This window comes from Sellimonas caecigallum, from assembly GCF_019754295.1.
GTDB classification, from domain to species: domain Bacteria; phylum Bacillota; class Clostridia; order Lachnospirales; family Lachnospiraceae; genus Sellimonas; species Sellimonas caecigallum.
Genome location: NZ_VIRV01000016.1, coordinates 21,136 through 37,170, shown reverse-complemented (window position 1 = coordinate 37,170; position 16,035 = coordinate 21,136). Strand labels below are relative to the sequence as shown.

The 16,035-nt window shown below is 43.9% G+C and carries 20 protein-coding genes; 15 read left to right on the top strand and 5 right to left on the bottom strand.

Going from position 1 to position 16,035, the window contains the following annotated elements; translation table 11 throughout:
* The first annotated feature begins 50 nt into the window (after positions 1-50).
* Genes minD through FLB61_RS10270 form a run of 5 tightly spaced genes read left to right on the top strand, consistent with a single transcriptional unit; the run spans position 51 to position 3,734 of the window.
* Positions 51-842, top strand: a complete 792-nt coding sequence (minD, locus tag FLB61_RS10290) for a septum site-determining protein MinD (RefSeq protein WP_087200446.1) — start codon at positions 51-53, stop codon at positions 840-842.
* Positions 843-857: 15 nt separating this feature from the next.
* Complete coding sequence (locus tag FLB61_RS10285) at positions 858-1,088, top strand: cell division topological specificity factor MinE (RefSeq protein ID WP_087200448.1); 231 nt, start codon at positions 858-860, stop codon at positions 1,086-1,088.
* Entirely contained in the window at positions 1,085-2,209 is a 1,125-nt protein-coding gene (locus FLB61_RS10280; RefSeq protein WP_246599199.1) for an FtsW/RodA/SpoVE family cell cycle protein, read from the top strand. The genes FLB61_RS10285 and FLB61_RS10280 overlap by 4 nt, the downstream gene beginning before the upstream one ends.
* Positions 2,210-2,221: 12 nt before the next feature.
* Entirely contained in the window at positions 2,222-2,617 is a 396-nt protein-coding gene (locus FLB61_RS10275; RefSeq protein WP_087200452.1) for a methylglyoxal synthase, read from the top strand.
* Between the two features lie 22 nt (positions 2,618-2,639).
* Positions 2,640-3,734 carry a D-alanyl-D-alanine carboxypeptidase family protein gene (locus tag FLB61_RS10270; RefSeq protein ID WP_087200615.1) on the top strand — a complete coding sequence of 365 codons (1,095 nt, stop codon included), beginning with the start codon at positions 2,640-2,642 and terminating at the stop codon, positions 3,732-3,734.
* 15 nt (positions 3,735-3,749) lie between these two features.
* On the opposite strand, the gene FLB61_RS10265 is transcribed toward FLB61_RS10270, so the two are convergent.
* Positions 3,750-3,956, bottom strand: a complete 207-nt coding sequence (locus FLB61_RS10265; RefSeq protein WP_087200454.1) for a DUF378 domain-containing protein — start codon at positions 3,954-3,956, stop codon at positions 3,750-3,752.
* A gap of 94 nt (positions 3,957-4,050) precedes the next feature.
* Here FLB61_RS10265 and mnmL point away from each other — a divergent pair, with 94 nt between their 5' ends.
* The 8 genes from mnmL (at position 4,051) to FLB61_RS10225 (ending at position 10,709) form a co-directional block, all read left to right on the top strand.
* Complete coding sequence (mnmL, locus tag FLB61_RS10260) at positions 4,051-4,995, top strand: tRNA modification radical SAM protein MnmL/YtqA (protein ID WP_087200456.1); 945 nt, start codon at positions 4,051-4,053, stop codon at positions 4,993-4,995.
* Between the two features lie 18 nt (positions 4,996-5,013).
* Positions 5,014-6,414 (top strand): biotin/lipoyl attachment domain-containing protein, encoded by a 1,401-nt coding sequence (locus FLB61_RS10255; RefSeq protein WP_330625589.1) that lies wholly within the window; start codon positions 5,014-5,016, stop codon positions 6,412-6,414.
* Positions 6,415-6,431: 17 nt separating this feature from the next.
* On the top strand, positions 6,432-7,157 hold the full coding sequence (locus FLB61_RS10250) for a YggS family pyridoxal phosphate-dependent enzyme (RefSeq protein WP_087200460.1): 726 nt from the start codon (positions 6,432-6,434) through the stop codon (positions 7,155-7,157).
* A gap of 11 nt (positions 7,158-7,168) precedes the next feature.
* Positions 7,169-7,717, top strand: a complete 549-nt coding sequence (locus FLB61_RS10245; RefSeq protein WP_087211445.1) for a cell division protein SepF — start codon at positions 7,169-7,171, stop codon at positions 7,715-7,717.
* Positions 7,718-7,741: 24 nt separating this feature from the next.
* Positions 7,742-8,497, top strand: coding sequence for a YlmH/Sll1252 family protein (locus FLB61_RS10240; protein ID WP_221920071.1), 756 nt, complete (start codon positions 7,742-7,744; stop codon positions 8,495-8,497).
* A gap of 15 nt (positions 8,498-8,512) precedes the next feature.
* Positions 8,513-9,028, top strand: a complete 516-nt coding sequence (lspA, locus tag FLB61_RS10235) for a signal peptidase II (protein ID WP_087200466.1) — start codon at positions 8,513-8,515, stop codon at positions 9,026-9,028.
* Between the two features lies 1 nt (position 9,029).
* Entirely contained in the window at positions 9,030-9,950 is a 921-nt protein-coding gene (locus tag FLB61_RS10230; protein ID WP_087200617.1) for an RluA family pseudouridine synthase, read from the top strand.
* A 114-nt stretch (positions 9,951-10,064) separates the two neighbouring features.
* On the top strand, positions 10,065-10,709 hold the full coding sequence (locus FLB61_RS10225) for a cytidylate kinase-like family protein (RefSeq protein WP_087200468.1): 645 nt from the start codon (positions 10,065-10,067) through the stop codon (positions 10,707-10,709).
* Positions 10,710-10,714: 5 nt separating this feature from the next.
* Here the strand turns inward: FLB61_RS10225 and FLB61_RS10220 are convergent, their stop codons facing one another.
* Positions 10,715-11,461, bottom strand: coding sequence for a tRNA 2-thiocytidine biosynthesis TtcA family protein (locus FLB61_RS10220; protein WP_087200471.1), 747 nt, complete (start codon positions 11,459-11,461; stop codon positions 10,715-10,717).
* A 161-nt stretch (positions 11,462-11,622) separates the two neighbouring features.
* Here FLB61_RS10220 and dtd point away from each other — a divergent pair, with 161 nt between their 5' ends.
* Positions 11,623-12,069, top strand: a complete 447-nt coding sequence (dtd, locus tag FLB61_RS10215) for a D-aminoacyl-tRNA deacylase (RefSeq protein WP_087200620.1) — start codon at positions 11,623-11,625, stop codon at positions 12,067-12,069.
* A 6-nt stretch (positions 12,070-12,075) separates the two neighbouring features.
* Here dtd and FLB61_RS10210 read toward each other — a convergent pair whose 3' ends face one another.
* Complete coding sequence (locus FLB61_RS10210; protein WP_087200472.1) at positions 12,076-12,741, bottom strand: YkgJ family cysteine cluster protein; 666 nt, start codon at positions 12,739-12,741, stop codon at positions 12,076-12,078.
* 23 nt (positions 12,742-12,764) lie between these two features.
* Positions 12,765-13,829: a tRNA 2-thiouridine(34) synthase MnmA gene (gene mnmA, locus FLB61_RS10205; RefSeq protein WP_221920070.1), complete on the bottom strand. Its 1,065-nt coding sequence runs from the start codon at positions 13,827-13,829 to the stop codon at positions 12,765-12,767.
* 178 nt (positions 13,830-14,007) lie between these two features.
* On the opposite strand from mnmA, the gene FLB61_RS10200 reads away from it, so the two are divergent.
* Entirely contained in the window at positions 14,008-14,574 is a 567-nt protein-coding gene (locus tag FLB61_RS10200) for a CDP-alcohol phosphatidyltransferase family protein (RefSeq protein WP_221920069.1), read from the top strand.
* Here FLB61_RS10200 and FLB61_RS10195 read toward each other — a convergent pair.
* On the bottom strand, positions 14,569-15,843 hold the full coding sequence (locus tag FLB61_RS10195) for a DUF1576 domain-containing protein (RefSeq protein ID WP_221920068.1): 1,275 nt from the start codon (positions 15,841-15,843) through the stop codon (positions 14,569-14,571). The two genes, FLB61_RS10200 and FLB61_RS10195, sit on opposite strands and share 6 nt — an antisense overlap.
* Positions 15,844-16,035 lie beyond the last annotated feature (192 nt).

Below are 16,035 nucleotides of genomic sequence, written 5' to 3'. Positions count from 1 at the left end.
CGGCGAGAGGCCCCTGCCGGTTCATCAGGATTTAGCAGGAGGAAAAGAAAATGGGTGAAATCATCGTAGTTACTTCAGGAAAGGGAGGCGTCGGGAAGACGACAACGACAGCGAATATAGGAGCAGGTCTTGCGAAACTTTCCAAGAAAGTTCTCGTGATCGACACAGATCTCGGACTTCGGAATCTGGATGTGGTCATGGGGCTCGAAAACAGAATCGTTTACAATCTTGTGGATGTGATTGAGGGAAAATGCAGGCTTAAACAGGCGGCTATCAAAGACAAGAGATATGAAGGTCTGTACCTTCTTCCTTCCGCACAGACAAAGGATAAATCCGCTATTTCTCCGGAACAGATGCGAAAGCTTACGGCCGAATTGAGAGATGAGTACGACTATGTTCTTCTGGACTGCCCGGCTGGTATTGAGCAGGGATTTCAGAATGCGGTGGCAGGGGCAGACAAAGCCATCGTTGTAACCACACCGGAAGTGTCTGCTATACGTGATGCGGACAGGATCATTGGACTTCTGGAAACACAGCAGCTTCGAAATCTGGAGCTTGTCATCAACCGGATCCGGATCGATATGGTAAAAAGAGGAGATATGATGTCCGTGGATGATGTGACGGAGATCCTTCCAATCCATCTTCTCGGTGCGATACCAGATGACGAGCAGGTGGTGGTGGCTACCAACCAGGGGGAACCGGTTATCGATCAGGATTGCCTTTCCGGAAAGGCATACATGAACATTTGCCGCAGGATCATCGGAGAAGACATCCCGATTATGAATATGGATGAAAAAGGAGGTCTGCTTTCCAGACTTTCCCATTTATTCAAAAAGAATTAGTCAGGAGGCTTTGAGATGGGTATATTTGAAGGAATGGAAAGAAAAGCGTCTGTCGGAATTGCCAAAGACCGTCTGCGAACTCTGATTGTTTCTGACAGAATTGATTGTAACCCGAATGTGGGAGAATTGTTTCAAAAAGATTTGTTTGCAACAATTTCAAAATACATTGATACAACACCGGAAACCTTTGATGTTTCCATCAGCCGTTCCCGGATTACCATTACACTGACAGGAGAAAAGCTTTGAAAATACTGAATATTACGAAACCTTATCGTTTAAAAGATTATAAATTCACATTGCTTGTTCTGGTGCTGGCCCTCACATCCCTTGGGATTATGCTTATTGGGAGCGCCAAACAGTCTGTGCAGGGAAAACAGATCATCGGTCTGATTATCGGTCTGATCGCACTGGTCATTGTATCCTTGATAGACTATGTATGGATCCTGAATCTTCAGTGGCTGCTCTACGCTCTGACGGTGGGACTTTTGCTGGTAGTGCGTTTCTTTGGAAAAGATGTCAATGGAGCCACAAGATGGATAGATTTGGGGTTTACCACATTCCAGCCGTCGGAACTTGCCAAGATATTACTTGTGCTGTTTTTTGCTAAATTTATAATGAAACATGAGGGCGAGATGAAAAAACCGCTCACGATCATTAGGGCCGTGGGACTTCTGGCTGTTCCATGTTTTCTTATTTACCAGCAGCCCGATCTTTCCACAACGATTTCCATAGCCCTTGTATTTTGCGTATTGATGTATGTAGGCGGACTGAGCTATAAATTTATCGGAGTGGTTCTTCTGGTTACTGTACCAACAGTCATCATCCTTCTGAGCCTGATCGTGCATTCGGATTTGGATCTTCTGCATGGCTATCAGGAGACGCGTATACTTGCATGGCTGCAGCCGGAGAAATATAAAAGCGATGAGGCCTACCAGCAGAACAATTCCATCATGGCTATCGGTTCCGGCCAGCTTACTGGAAAAGGACTCAATAACAATACAACTACTTCCGTGAAAAATGGAAATTTCATACTGGAACCTCAGACCGACTTTATTTTTGCGATTGTCGGAGAAGAATTAGGCTTTGTGGGTTGCTGTATTGTGATTGGTCTGCTATTATTAATTGTAATACAATGCCTATTGATAGGTATGAGAGCACAAGATCTAGGGGGAAGGCTTATTTGCTGCGGGATCGCCTCGCAGATAGCCATACAGAGTTTTATCAACATCAGCGTTGCGACGGGCCTTTTCCCGAATACCGGTATACCGCTTCCGTTTGTAAGTTACGGCATGTCCTCCCTTTTGAGTATGTATATCGGGATTGGTATTGTTCTGAATGTTGGGTTACAGCAGAAAAAATATAAATAAGGAGTGAGGTAAATGAATATCGGATTGATCGCGCACGATGCAAAAAAGACGTTGATGCAGAATTTCTGTATAGCTTATCGTGGAATATTAAGCAGGAATGAATTGTATGCAACAGGAACGACCGGGCGTTTGATTGAAGAAGTGACGAATCTGAATGTACACAAATATCTGGCAGGACCGCTTGGGGGTAAGCAGCAGCTTGGCTCCCAGATTGCGCAGAATGGAATTGATGCGCTGATCTTCTTGAGAGATCCGTCCAATCCGAAGCCGCATGAACCGGACGTAAACGATGTGATCCGGCTCTGTGACACGTACAATATTCCGGTGGCAACCAATCTGGCTACAGCCGAATTGATCATACTGGCCATCGACAGGGGAGACCTTGACTGGAGGGAAATGTATAAATAAAAAAGAAGATAAGGGTGTAAAAATGGGAGAAAAGAGACAACCATCTGAGACAGAAAATGAAAAAAGACGCCGTAGGATCGCACATCAGAGAGCACTGCGGGAGAAGAAACGGAAAAAGAAAAAAAGAGCAAGGATCCTGGCAGCGACAGCAGCTTTCGTCTTGGTGGCAGCTGCCGGCGGAGCCGGGGTTTATGCTGTTTCCATAAAAAATGCAGAGAAAAAAGCAAGTGTCGTGCCGTATGAAGAAAAAATGTACGGCAATTCTGTCTATCAGACAGAAAAACTTTATGCGACAGATTTGTGTGTTTCAGCCGAAGACCTGGACGAAATCTCCTACAGTGGCAGCACAAATGTCCATGCAGCAGGGCTTTTTGACATAAATGCGAAAAAAGTCCTTTATGCAGACCGGATCCATGAAAAACTGTATCCGGCAAGTACGACGAAGATCATGACAGCGCTGATCGCTCTGGAGAAGGGCAACCTTTCGGATATCGTGACTGTAAGCAGCCATGCCGCTGCAGAAAGTTTTCCGTCAGATGCACAGCTTTGCGGACTCAAAGAGGGGGATCAGCTCACTTTAGAAGATCTTATCTATGGGCTTTTGCTGTATTCTGGAAATGATGCCGGGACAGCCATCGCAGAGCATATATCCGGAAGCGAAGAGGCTTTTGTGGAAGAAATGAACAGCCGGGCGAAGGAATTGATGGCCACAGGTACGCATTATATGAACCCGCATGGTCTTCATGATGCTGATCATTATACGACAGCGTATGACCTGTACCTGATTTTCAGTGAATGTATCAAGAATGAGAATTTTGCCAAGATAATAGAAAGCGATGGAAGAGATGTGTCCATCAAGGAAGCGGATGGAAGCATCCGCACTGACAGATGGGAGCCGACGAACTACTATGCCAAAGGACTTGCTGCTGCCCCAGATGGCGTAACTGTACTGGGAGGTAAGACCGGCACCACAGGAGAGGCAGGATTCTGTCTGATTCTTCTTGAAAAGAATCAGGAAGGCAATCCATACATCTCCGTTGTAATGGGGGCCGGGACCAAAGATGCCCTTTATCAGGATATGTCAGCTCTGTTGGAAGGGACAAATAGCATATCCTAAATAAACAGCCAGTTCCTATTGTTCGGAAAATCCGCGGATACGGCCGAACAGGCTGATGAGGTAGAGTCCGCAAAGACCTACAGCCGCATAGATGATACGGGAAAGAACCGAGAGATTTCCAAACAGATATGCGACAAGGTCGAAGCGGAAAATGCCTACCAAAAGCCAGTTCAGAGCTCCGATGATGACAAGTGTCAAAGCAATGTTGTCAAACCATTTCATATATGATTATCCTCCTTTATCAGTTCTTCCTTTAGTATCGTCAAAAAAAGGAAAAATATACAATTTACAGCAGGAAGGATGAAAAACAAATTTTATGATTCAGGAACGTTATCGATCATACAGCAGCTATCTGAAAGAAAAATACGGGGAAAAGGTATATAAACTCCCGGTCAATCTCCCTGGAACCTGCCCGAACCGTCGAGTAGAAGGCGGATGCACGTTTTGTGCAGAAAAAGGGACGGGATTTGAAGCGATGGAAGCAAAAATTCCGATAAAAGAGCAGCTTGAAAAGACCAAGGAGTATATACGGAAACGATATCACGCAAATAAATACATTGCATATTTCCAGAATTACACGAACACTTATTTTCCGTTGGATGTTTTCCGCAAATATATCGAAGAAGCTGCAGGTGTAAAAGATATTGTTGAAATTTCCATCTCCACCAGGCCCGACTGTATCGACAGCCGATACCTGGCTTTTTTACATGAGGTAATGGAAAGAACAGGTGTTGAAATTACAATAGAACTAGGACTTCAGACAGCAAACTATCACACGCTTCTGAAGATTAACCGTGGGCATACCCTTGCCGAATACATCGATGCCGTGCTGCAGATCCAAAAATATCCGTTTGAAATCTGTACTCACGTGATATTAAACCTTCCATGGGATACGGACGAAGACGCAGTGGAAACTGCGAAGATCCTTTCGGCGCTGCACTGCGACATCGTAAAAATCCATTCTCTTTATATTGCAAAAGGAACAAAAATGGCGGATCAATTCGCCAGAGGAGAATTTTCGATATGTAGTTGTGAAGAATATATAGACCGCCTGATCCGCTTTCTCAGGTACCTGTCCCCGGATATAGTGGTGGAGAGGCTTTTCAGTCGGATTCCGGAGGAGGATGCACTGTTTTCCAACTGGAATACAAGTTGGTGGAAATTGAAGGATATGGTCATGAAAAAGATGGAAGAAAATGATGTGCGTCAAGGTGATCGGTTTCATTATCTGAATGGAAGCGCACTGAAAACATTAGAATAGCAGGAGGCATGTGTTTTGGTGGGAAAAAAGGAACCTACAAATATACAGGACTACCGGAGAAAATGGAATTTTAATATCGGCGTTTTCCTGTTCACTGTGATATTGATCTATGTCATCGTCACAGTGCTGTTCTACATTACAGGCAAACATGTCACATTTTATGAAGTTCAGGAAGGCTCCATCCTGAAAGATGAGATTTATACAGGGATAGCCATCCGTACGGAGGAAGTCATTCCAGCCAACCGGAACGGTTATCTGAATTTTTATGAGATAGAAGGTACAAAGGTTGCGGCTGGAGACAGTATCTGCACTGTATCGGATGAAAAACTGAATCTTGAAAACCAGTCTGATACGGCGGAGGGACAGGAGTCAGGACTTTCGTCAGATGAACAAAAGGCGCTTTTGTCCTCAATGCAGTCTTTCATGGGAAATTATGACGAAGATGCGTTTTCAGATGTCTATGTGATGAAAGATCAGATGGAAACTTTTTGTGAAGACAAGACAAACCAGAGCCGAACACAAAAACTTTCCAATGCTCTTCAGGACGAAGGGGAAGGAAGCTATGAGATATATTACAGTCCGAGAGACGGAGTTTTGGCATACCACATTGATGGATATGAAGAACTGAAGAAAGAAGATGTGACAGAATCCGTGCTGGACAAGAAAAAGTATACACAGAAGCAGGTAACAGAAAATTCAGAAGCAGAGTCAGGCAAAGGGGCATATAAACTTATCACGGAAGAAGAGTGGTATGTCGTAACTGAGATTTCGCCGGACACAGCAAAAGATCTTCTTGCAAAAGAAAAGACAAGTATTCAGGTAAGATTTCTGAAAGACAATATGACAATGATTGCCGGCCTTGAAATCAAACAGAAAGACAAAGACCGGTATTATGCATACTTGACCTTTGATAATTCCATGGTTCGATATCTGTCTGAACGGTATTTGGACATCGAACTGATACTGGAAGATGTGACAGGACTTCGAGTGCCGAAGTCGGCGGTAATCAAAAAGGACTGTTACATGCTGCCGCTTGACTATATCGTGACAAACGGGGAGACGAAAGAGAAAGGCGTCCTGGTAAAAGAAAAGAACGGAAAGACAAGGTTCCAGGCAGCAGACGTTTATTACCAGGATGAAAATGAAAAGCAGGCTTGTGTATCTGCAGAAAATCTCCCGGAAGGGACGGTTATCCGAATGCAGGATTCCAATAATACGAAAACGTTGTCAGATCCTGTGGAACAACCTGGCGTCTATGAGGCTGGAAGCGGATATGCAGTTTTTACGACAATCGATATTGCAGAAGAGAATGAGGACTATTATATCACAAGAAATGGGATCAGCAATCTTCTTTCCAATTATGATCGGATTGTGCTGGACGCTGATTCCGTGGAAGACGACGAGATACTTGTTCAGTAGAAGGGAAGGATGCATATATGGAACAGGAAACAGGATTTATAAAAGAAAATCTGAAAGAAGTGGAAGAACGAATCCAGAAAGCCTGTGAAAGGGCAGGAAGAAATCGGGACGAAGTAACACTTGTGGCAGTAAGCAAGACGAAGCCGCTGCAGATGATAGAAGAAGCGTACGATGCAGGGATTCGGGTTTTTGGAGAAAACAAAGTGCAGGAGCTGGCAGAAAAACACGAAAAACTTCCGGGAGATATCCGCTGGCAAATGATTGGACACCTCCAGAGAAATAAAGTGAAAAACATTATTGACAAGGTGGATTTGATCCATTCAGTGGATTCCATCCGTCTGCTGGAGACAATTGAAAAAGAAGCAGAGAAAAAGAACGTGACGGCGAACGTACTTTTGGAAGTAAATATGGCAAAAGAAGAAAGTAAATTTGGACTCTTCCCGGAAGAAGTGCTTTCGTTTACCGATAAACTAAAGGACTTCCCGCATGTGATTGTACGTGGCCTTATGACGATTGCGCCAGATACAGACAATCCAGAAGAAAATCGACAATATTTTTCAGGTCTGAGAAAATTATCTGTTGACATTGCATCAAAAAACATTGATAATATCCATATGGGCGTACTTTCTATGGGTATGACCAATGATTATGAAGTAGCGATAGAAGAAGGTGCCACCATGGTACGCATCGGTACAGGAATCTTTGGTAAAAGAAATTATGCTTTAGATAAGAACACAAGATAGGAGTGTAAAAAATGGGAGTGTTAGACAAAGTTTTAAACATCATGAAATTAAATGATGACGATGATTACGAGAATGATGATTTCTTTGATGAAGACGACTTGGACGATGATTTTGACGAGAAGCCAAAGAAAAAATTATTTGGAAGAGATAAAAAGCAGGATGATGAGTTTGACCATGAGGAGAGCGCAGAATATACATCCAAAACTTCTTCCGCATCTGCTAATAAAGTAACTCCGATGCGTCATTCGAATCGCCGTCCGCAGGTAACAAACATGGAAGTGTGTGTGATCAAACCAAGCTCAGTGGATGATGCAAGAGAGATTACAGAGACTCTTCTGAGCGGACGTACTGTGATTTTGAACCTGGAAGGACTGGATCTTGAGATTGCACAGAGGATCATTGACTTTACTTCAGGAGCTACATTTGCCATTGACGGTAATCTCCAGAAGATATCCAGCTTCATCTTCCTTTTGACACCTACGAATGTAGGAATTTCGGGAGATCTTCAGGATCTGCTCAATACTTCGTTTGATGTTTCTTCTATCAGCAAGAGATATTAAAAAGGGAAAGTACAGTAAATCAGAATGGAAAAAGAAGAGATTCTGCTTCAGAAGCGGCTGATCGAACTGTCCCGCACAGCATACCAGCGGGGAATTGTTATGTTCAGTGATTTTCTGAACTTAAATGAATTGAATATTTTACATACGACGCCGAAAGACATGCTGTTTGCCCAGTATGAGACTTTCGGCGGCTATGCAAGTTCGGAGCGTCAGATGGCTGCATTTCTACCTGATGCTCTTTGTTATGAATATCAATATCCTTTTTCTGCAATCCGAATCTGTCCACTTGGAAAGAAGTTTGCGGAAGAGCTGAGTCACAGGGATTATCTGGGCGCTGTTTTAAATCTTGGAATTGAGCGGTGTACGATCGGAGATATTCTTGTGCTCGGCAAAGAAGCCGTTGTCTTTGTGGAAGATCAGATAGCAGATTTCTTAACTGACAATCTCACGAGGATCCGGCACACTTCCGTCATGGCAAAAAGAGAGGACATAAGTTCGTTTCATTATGAACCGGCATACGAAGTCATCAAAGGAACAGTAGCCTCTGTACGTCTGGATTCCCTCCTTGCCCAGGCTTTTGGCTCCTCCAGGAGCAGACTTTCCGGACTGATTGAAGGGAAAAAAGTGTTTGTGAATGGAAAACTCATTCTGAGCAACGGATACCGGATAAAGGAAGAGGATGTGATTTCCGTCCGCGGACTTGGGAAATTCAAATATATGGGAATTTTATCTGAGACAAGAAAAGGACGCTGCTATGTGGAGATTCGAAAATATATCTAAATACGGGAGAAAGCAATGATACAGAAAAAGCAAGGCAGAAGTTATATTATGGCGGTATTGGGGATTTTGCTTGCCATTGCCGCGGATCAGTATACGAAATATCTGGCGGTCATTTATCTCAAAGACCAGCCGTCCATCTCTGTGTGGAAAGATGTATTTGAACTAACGTATGTGGAGAACAGAGGGGCAGCTTTCGGGATACTGGAAGATCAGACATGGTTTTTTGTTCTTACCGGCATCATTATATTTGGGCTGATCATTTTTCTTTATACCTGGATTCCAAAGACAAGGAAGTATTTGCCGCTCCGTATATGCGGTATATTTATTTTTGCAGGTGCGGCTGGGAATCTGATCGACCGGAGCCGGCTTGGATACGTGGTAGATTTTTTCTACTTTAAACCGATCGATTTTCCGGTTTTTAATGTGGCGGATATTTATATAACTGTTTCTTTTGCAGCGCTGATCATTTTGATCTTCTTTGTGTACAAGGAGGAAGATCTTGCTTTTGTGGGAAGAAAAAAGGAGCAATAAAATGGAGTGCAGAGAATTTACAGCGGAGGGATTTGCCGGAGAACGGGCCGACAAATTCCTCTCTTTACAATTAGAGGATGTCTCAAGATCTTATATCCAGCGGCTTATCAAGGATAAAATGGTTCTTGTGAACGGAATATCAATCAAGGCAAATTATAAACTAAACGGGCAGGAACAAATTACGGTGCAGATTCCGGATGCAGTGGAACCGGATATTCTTCCGGAAAATATCCCGTTGGATATTCTCTATGAGGATGAGGATATTCTGATCGTCAACAAACCAAAGGGGATGGTTGTTCACCCTGCAGCAGGACACTACAGCGGAACGCTCGTCAATGCGCTTTTATATCACTGCAAGGACAGTTTATCCGGTATCAATGGTGTCATGCGTCCAGGAATCGTGCATCGGATCGACATGGATACAACAGGGTCACTTCTTGTCTGTAAAAATGATGATGCGCACAGAAAACTGGCACAGCAACTGAAGGAGCATTCCATTCGCAGGGAATACCATGCCATTGTCTATGGAAATATTTCCCAAGACGAAGGAATCATAGATGCACCTATCGGAAGACATCCAACAGACCGGAAAAAAATGAGTGTGAATTATAAAAATGGAAAATCAGCTGTGACACATTTCTATGTGATGGAACGGTTTGGCAAATATACCTACATCCGGTGCAGACTTGAAACAGGACGCACGCACCAGATACGTGTCCATATGGCAAGTATCCATCATCCGCTTCTTGGCGATACAGTGTACGGACCTTCCAAGTGCCCGTTTTCCAGTGTAAAAGGACAGGTACTTCATGCAAAGACCCTTGGATTGATCCATCCTTCTACTGGAGAATACATGGAGTTTGACGCTCATTTACCGGAGTATTTTGTTAATTTGTTGGAAAAATTAAGGAATCAGACATAAATTTTTGGTAAAGTTCTATACTTTTTCGTGGGATTGCGGTATAATGTCTTTATTAAATGGAAAACAGCGGAAGAAACCGGCGCTGTCCATGGATCATGAAGGAGCGTGACTTATATGGAAAAAACAAATACAATTATCACGATCGGAAGGGAATTCGGCAGTGGTGGACATGAGATCGGAACGAGACTCTCTGAATTGTTGGAGATTCCATTGTATGACAAAGAGATGCTGGACCGTGCATCGAAAGAGAGCGGCATCTGCCAGGAGCTTTTGAAGGCACACGATGAGAAGCCGACCAGCAGTTTTCTTTATTCCCTTGTAATGGATACTTATTCTCTCGGATATACATCCGGCAGCTACTCCGACATGCCGATCAACCATAAGATTTTTCTGGCACAGTTTGATGCCATCAAGAAGATTGCAGATGAAGGACCTTGTATTCTTATCGGTCGTTGCGCGGACTACGCACTGGAAGAATATTCGAACGTTTTAAGTGTATTTATCCATGCAGACGTCGCAAAACGGGTAAAACGTATCAGCAGAATGTATGATATGACGGATGCAAAAGCAAAAGAGATGATCCTGAAGACAGATAAAAAACGTGGAAGCTATTATAATTATTATACAAATAAAAAGTGGTCTGCGATCCAGAGCTATGACGTGTGTCTCGACAGCGGTGTCTTAGGAGTGGACGGCTGCGTGAAAGCCATCGCAGAGATAGTAAAGATCAAAGAAAGTATACAAAAAGTAGTCCTTTAATGGGACTACTTTTTATATACTTCTTCCCGGCTAAGTCGAGCAGGCCATCCTTCGATATTTCCATTCTGGATAGCGGTAAACATTCTTTGTCTTACGCCTGGATTTTCCATGTTTAACTGTTTTAAAAGATCTTTGGCATATTGACGTTTTGTATGCCCATCTACCGGACAGCGGCTTTTTTCTACCGGAAGATCATATTTATGCTGAAAGCCGATGACATCCGCTTCATTGACGTACATCATTGGACGTATTACCGTAAGTTCCATCCGGTCCAGGAAAGATTTCGGAGAAAAGGAATGGAAACGTCCTTCATATATCAGGGAAAGGAGCATTGTCTCGATGATGTCATCCTTATGGTGAGCGTAGGCAACTTTGTTGCAGCCGAGATTTTTGACCGCTTCGTTGAGTGCGCCTTTTCTCATTTTGGCGCAGAGGGAACAAGGATTTGGCTCTTTTCGCTCGTCAAACAGGATTTTGGCGATATCTGTCTCCACCACATAGTAAGGGACATCGAGGCTTTGACAAAGCGCTTCGATCTTCTCCGTGTGAAATTTTTCATATCCAAGATCAACGGTAACAGCGATGAGATCAAAATGCTTTGGATAAAAACGCCGGAGCCCGTGCAGGGCGTAAAGCAAAGTGAGACTGTCTTTGCCGCCTGATATTCCGACAGCGATTTTGTCGCCTTCGTCTATCATCTGATATTCGTCTATTGCTTTTCTTGTATAACTCAATAACTGCTGTAATTTCATCTGTATGTTCAACTCCTGTATCTGATTTTCCCATAGCGTCAGTCTGCATCGACGCTACCGGTTAACTATAGCGTATTTGCTCGGCGAATACAAGGAAATTCTTGCATAAAAGAACAAAAAAAGGTAAGATAGGAAAAGACAAAAAGAAAGGATTGAAAAAAATGAAATTTGTTATCCAAAGAGTACTGGAAAGTTCTGTAAAAGTAGACGGCGAAACCCTTGGAAGTATCGGGAAAGGGCTGATGGTCCTGATTGGTGCGGGACAAAATGATACGCAAGAGGTCGCAGATAAAATGGTCAAAAAGCTGATCGGCATGCGGATTTTCGAAGATGAAAACGGAAAGACAAACCTGGCGCTTGCCGATGTGAAAGGAGAGCTTCTGCTGATCTCCCAGTTTACGCTGTACGCCAACTGCAAAAAGGGAAACCGGCCAAGCTTCATCGAGGCAGGGGCGCCAGATATGGCAGAAAAACTCTACGAATATGTCATTGCCAAGTGTAAAGAACAAGTCCCGGTGGTAGAGAGAGGGAAGTTCGGAGCAGACATGAAAGTTTCCCTCATCAACGATGGACCATTTACGATCGTACTCAATTCGGACGAGCTGTAAAACTGATCAGGAAAGATGGAAAAGTCTGCGGGTGCCGTGAAGGCGCGTATTGAACTCTTCGTAGAACTGTTCTGGGGCATATGGGGTCATATAAAACTGTTTCAGGAGGAAGAGGGAAGCCTGTTTCTGATAGGCGTCATCCTGAACAGTCTCTATATGTCTGCCGAGATCTTTCAAAAGATAGTGCCAGTCACAGATGAACTGTTCGTAACGTTTCAGATCCGGAATTCCGAGCCATTTTCGGATTCGGATTTTCGCTCTTGCGGATTTGCGGCATTCTTTTGTCTGCAGAAAATAGCGGAAAGAATGCTCCTCATAGATTCGTCCAAGAGGGAACATTCTGCAAAAACCAGGGCGAAGCGCGTGGATGCTGCATCTGCCATCGCTGTTGAGAAACACACACGCATCCGTCTTTTCGGCCATTTTCATATTTGGAAGAATGAGACCGTCCACCACGTGAAGCTCCAGACACGTGGAGAGAAGTTCTTCCATGGACTGTCCGGTTGCTTTTTGTATATTTTGGGTATCATAGGGATCCAGGACGATGCTCGTTCCCATTCCCCGACAGCATGCAGAGCAGCCGAGGCATCCGCCGCAGTCCGCTCTCACAAGATCATTGGAAGTATAAAGATTTCCGTCTGAAATTTCATTCATATCAATATTGCGCTGCATTGTATCATCTCCTTGGCATTATTCTACCAGATTACTCCTCCTCCGACAACAAGATCTCCGTCGTAAAGGACAACAGCCTGACCTTTCGTGATGGCTCTCTGCGGCTCATCAAAAACAAGGTGGATCTGTCCGGAATCTGTCGGCGTGACAGTTGCCCACTGTTCTTCCTGCTTGTATCGAATCTTTGCTTTTGCCCGGAACGGCCCCTTCGGTTGCTCAAAGGCGATCCAGTTCATCTCTCCGGCATCCAGCTCCCGGGAAAATAAATCTTCATTGCGTCCCAGAATTACTGTGTTGTCCTCGAGACATTTTTCGCAGACATACATTGGTTCTTTTAGGGAGAGACCGAGACCTTTGCGCTGCCCGATCGTGTATCGTATGATTCCTTTGTGCTGTCCAAGGACATTTCCTTCTTTGTCGACGAAATCTCCGCATGGATATGTCTTTTTACTGTGCAGCTCGATCACTTTTGCGTAGTCTCCATCCGGAACAAAACAGATATCCTGGCTGTCTGGTTTTTTTGCTGTTCCCAGTCCATGCTCAGAAGCCAAGGCGCGAGTCTCAGATTTTTTCATGGAGCCCAGAGGGAAAATTGTATGGGCGAGCTGTTCCTGGGTCATGGAATAGAGGACGTAGCTTTGATCCTTGGATGGATCCAGCGCCTTTTTTAAAAGATAACGTCCGTTTTTGTTTTCGATTCTGGCATAGTGACCTGTTACAAGATAATCGAATCCAAGCTGTTTGACACGCTGATAGAGGCGGTCAAATTTGATGTAGCGATTGCAGTCGATACACGGGTTTGGTGTGGCTCCATTTTCATATGCTTCCACAAACCGGCTGATGACTTCCTTTCGGAAATCCGCTGTAAAATTCAGTACGTAGAATGGCATGCCAAGCCGGTAAGCCACCCGCCTTGCATCTTCCACATCGTCCAGAGAGCAGCATGTGTTTTTGCAGGAAATCCCGGCGTCTTCATTTTGGTAAAGACGCATCGTGATCCCGATACAGTCATATCCTTGTTCCTTTATCAAGGCGGCAGCCACACTGGAATCGACGCCGCCGCTCATAGCGATCATAGCTTTTTTCATGTTCTTCTCCTTTTCTTACGCATCGTGATATCCGATGGCGCTGCGTTTATTATATGAAACACAAAGATACCGAATTATATCACGGGGAGAAAGATTTGGCAACAGGGAAAGTGTTGGAGAAACGAGGAAAATCTGATATAATACCTTTTAAAAGAGACAAAAGAAAGAGGTAACATTTATGAAAGAGTTTGATAAGAAAGAGTTTTTGTCGGTTCCCAATCTGATGGGGTATTTCAGGATCGTGCTGATCCCTGTATTTTGCGTCATCTATCTTCGGGCGGAGACGACGGAGGAATACTATCTGGCAGCGGGCGTACTCCTTATATCTGCTATAACAGATTTTCTTGATGGGAAGGTGGCAAGACATTTTCATATGATCACAGAATTTGGAAAATTTCTCGATCCTGTGGCAGACAAGCTGACCCATGCTGCCATTGCTCTGTGTCTTATGACTCGGTATGATTATATGAAATATCTTGTTCTATTGATGATTGTCAAAGAAGGGTTCATGATCGTTATGGGAATTGTAAATTTGAGACACAACAGGAAGCTCGACGGAGCAAAGTGGTATGGGAAAGTATGTACAGCAACGCTGTTTCTCCTTCTTTTTGGCCTGGTATTTTTCCCGGACATACAGGAGAAGACAGCGGAACTTTTGATTCTGGCAGAGATGTTTATCATGTTTGTGACGCTTGTACTGTACATACCACAGTTCAATAAGATGAGAAGAAGCTGGGACTCATAAAGACAGATCACCTTTGGCCCTGGCCCTCCGATCCCGGATGGACTTGATGACGGGCACCATGAAGACTGCCACAAGTCCGCCTGCAAATCCATTGTTATAAAGATTCATTCCACTGTACACGATCCCAACATTCAGAGCGACAGAGGACTGCAAAAATCCGGCCAGAATGCCGGCCAAAATTCCAAATTCTCCGGCGATTGGAGCAAGGGTAGTGGAAAATAAAAGCGCAAGCATCGGACCTGGTTCGTTTAAGGACCAGGTTTTTGTATTGCCCGCAATCACAACACCTATAATAATAGGCACGATATTGCGCAGGTGTTTTCCAGTAGCGCTGAAACCTACGATAGTAAAGATGCCGCCGATCGTAGGACCGTTCAGGTCGCCTCCGACAGCCAGGACGCAGAGGACGGCAAAGATCCCGTTGATGCCCATGTTGAGAAGAACAGGGCCTTCTCCCTCGTCTTTCAGATAATCAGTGCCGCCGATCCCCGTGCATTTCAGGATTCGTAAATAGGACTTGCCCACATCTTTTCCTCCGTAGTAAAAACCGGCAAAAATCATTCCTAAAAAGAGAACACCGAGGATGATCGTAAAAAATGTATTGCTCCCCGTATACCAGATGAGTCTGGAGTCTATCTCAAGACCGAAGGATTTAAAAAGAGAGATCACTACGGTTGCGATGATACCGGAAGAAAATCCGACATTGTAAAGAGAGTAACCCTTATGCGAATAGTGCACATGGGTGGAAAGAGGCGGAAGGACAAAACCGATGGCGATACCGACAAAGACACTCAGTAAAAGCCGGGGCAAAAGCGGAAGCCCGCCGATCTGCATCAGCTGGGTAATAATCGGAGAGAGACTCGTACCGTACAATCCCACATAAAGATAGTTTTTGATGGAAACGCGGTGGTAACGGGCGTAAAGAAATACACCAAACAGAATGGTCCATATATTTACCACATTTTTTCCAAAAAGGGAAAACCCAAAGATCAGGCAGCAGGCCGTGATAGTATGGCCATCCACTTCCATTTTCATCCGGTACAGAACAAAAAGCAGAAGCAAAGTGATAGATCCGGCATTCAGAAAGGCCGCACCGATCCCACCGATCACAAAGTAATCTGTGATCAAAAAATCAGGCTCTTTTACGATGCGGACAAATCCGGAACAGATATCTGAAAACGGCTGTACCAACAGACCAACGATGATGAAATAGACTGGAATGACGGAAAGCAGAAGATATTTTCTGCGAAATAAAAGTTTCTTGGACATGGAAAACTCCTTTTCTTTAATATCGAGAATCTATTTTATACCTATTTATTATTATATCGGAAGTTTCCAGGTTTTCCAAGAAATATAGATGTCTTTTATTGTGTGAAATAATAAAATAAAGTTTGTGCTAAGATGAAATATCAAAATATAATATGCATATAAATATTGATATTTCAAAAAGAACGATGTATT

Excerpts from the sequence above, each read along its gene's own strand:
- minD (WP_087200446.1), top strand. The coding sequence starts at position 51 with ATGGGTGAAATCATCGTAGTTACTTCAGGAAAGGGAGGCGTCGGGAAG.
- FLB61_RS10285 (WP_087200448.1), top strand. The coding sequence starts at position 858 with ATGGGTATATTTGAAGGAATGGAAAGAAAAGCGTCTGTCGGAATTGCC.
- FLB61_RS10275 (WP_087200452.1), top strand. The coding sequence starts at position 2,222 with ATGAATATCGGATTGATCGCGCACGATGCAAAAAAGACGTTGATGCAG.
- FLB61_RS10270 (WP_087200615.1), top strand. The coding sequence starts at position 2,640 with ATGGGAGAAAAGAGACAACCATCTGAGACAGAAAATGAAAAAAGACGC.
- FLB61_RS10265 (WP_087200454.1), bottom strand. The coding sequence starts at position 3,956 with ATGAAATGGTTTGACAACATTGCTTTGACACTTGTCATCATCGGAGCT.
- mnmL (WP_087200456.1), top strand. The coding sequence starts at position 4,051 with ATGATTCAGGAACGTTATCGATCATACAGCAGCTATCTGAAAGAAAAA.
- FLB61_RS10250 (WP_087200460.1), top strand. The coding sequence starts at position 6,432 with ATGGAACAGGAAACAGGATTTATAAAAGAAAATCTGAAAGAAGTGGAA.
- FLB61_RS10245 (WP_087211445.1), top strand. The coding sequence starts at position 7,169 with ATGGGAGTGTTAGACAAAGTTTTAAACATCATGAAATTAAATGATGAC.
- FLB61_RS10240 (WP_221920071.1), top strand. The coding sequence starts at position 7,742 with ATGGAAAAAGAAGAGATTCTGCTTCAGAAGCGGCTGATCGAACTGTCC.
- lspA (WP_087200466.1), top strand. The coding sequence starts at position 8,513 with ATGATACAGAAAAAGCAAGGCAGAAGTTATATTATGGCGGTATTGGGG.
- FLB61_RS10230 (WP_087200617.1), top strand. The coding sequence starts at position 9,030 with ATGGAGTGCAGAGAATTTACAGCGGAGGGATTTGCCGGAGAACGGGCC.
- FLB61_RS10225 (WP_087200468.1), top strand. The coding sequence starts at position 10,065 with ATGGAAAAAACAAATACAATTATCACGATCGGAAGGGAATTCGGCAGT.
- FLB61_RS10220 (WP_087200471.1), bottom strand. The coding sequence starts at position 11,461 with ATGAAATTACAGCAGTTATTGAGTTATACAAGAAAAGCAATAGACGAA.
- dtd (WP_087200620.1), top strand. The coding sequence starts at position 11,623 with ATGAAATTTGTTATCCAAAGAGTACTGGAAAGTTCTGTAAAAGTAGAC.
- FLB61_RS10210 (WP_087200472.1), bottom strand. The coding sequence starts at position 12,741 with ATGCAGCGCAATATTGATATGAATGAAATTTCAGACGGAAATCTTTAT.
- mnmA (WP_221920070.1), bottom strand. The coding sequence starts at position 13,829 with ATGAAAAAAGCTATGATCGCTATGAGCGGCGGCGTCGATTCCAGTGTG.
- FLB61_RS10200 (WP_221920069.1), top strand. The coding sequence starts at position 14,008 with ATGAAAGAGTTTGATAAGAAAGAGTTTTTGTCGGTTCCCAATCTGATG.
- FLB61_RS10195 (WP_221920068.1), bottom strand. The coding sequence starts at position 15,843 with ATGTCCAAGAAACTTTTATTTCGCAGAAAATATCTTCTGCTTTCCGTC.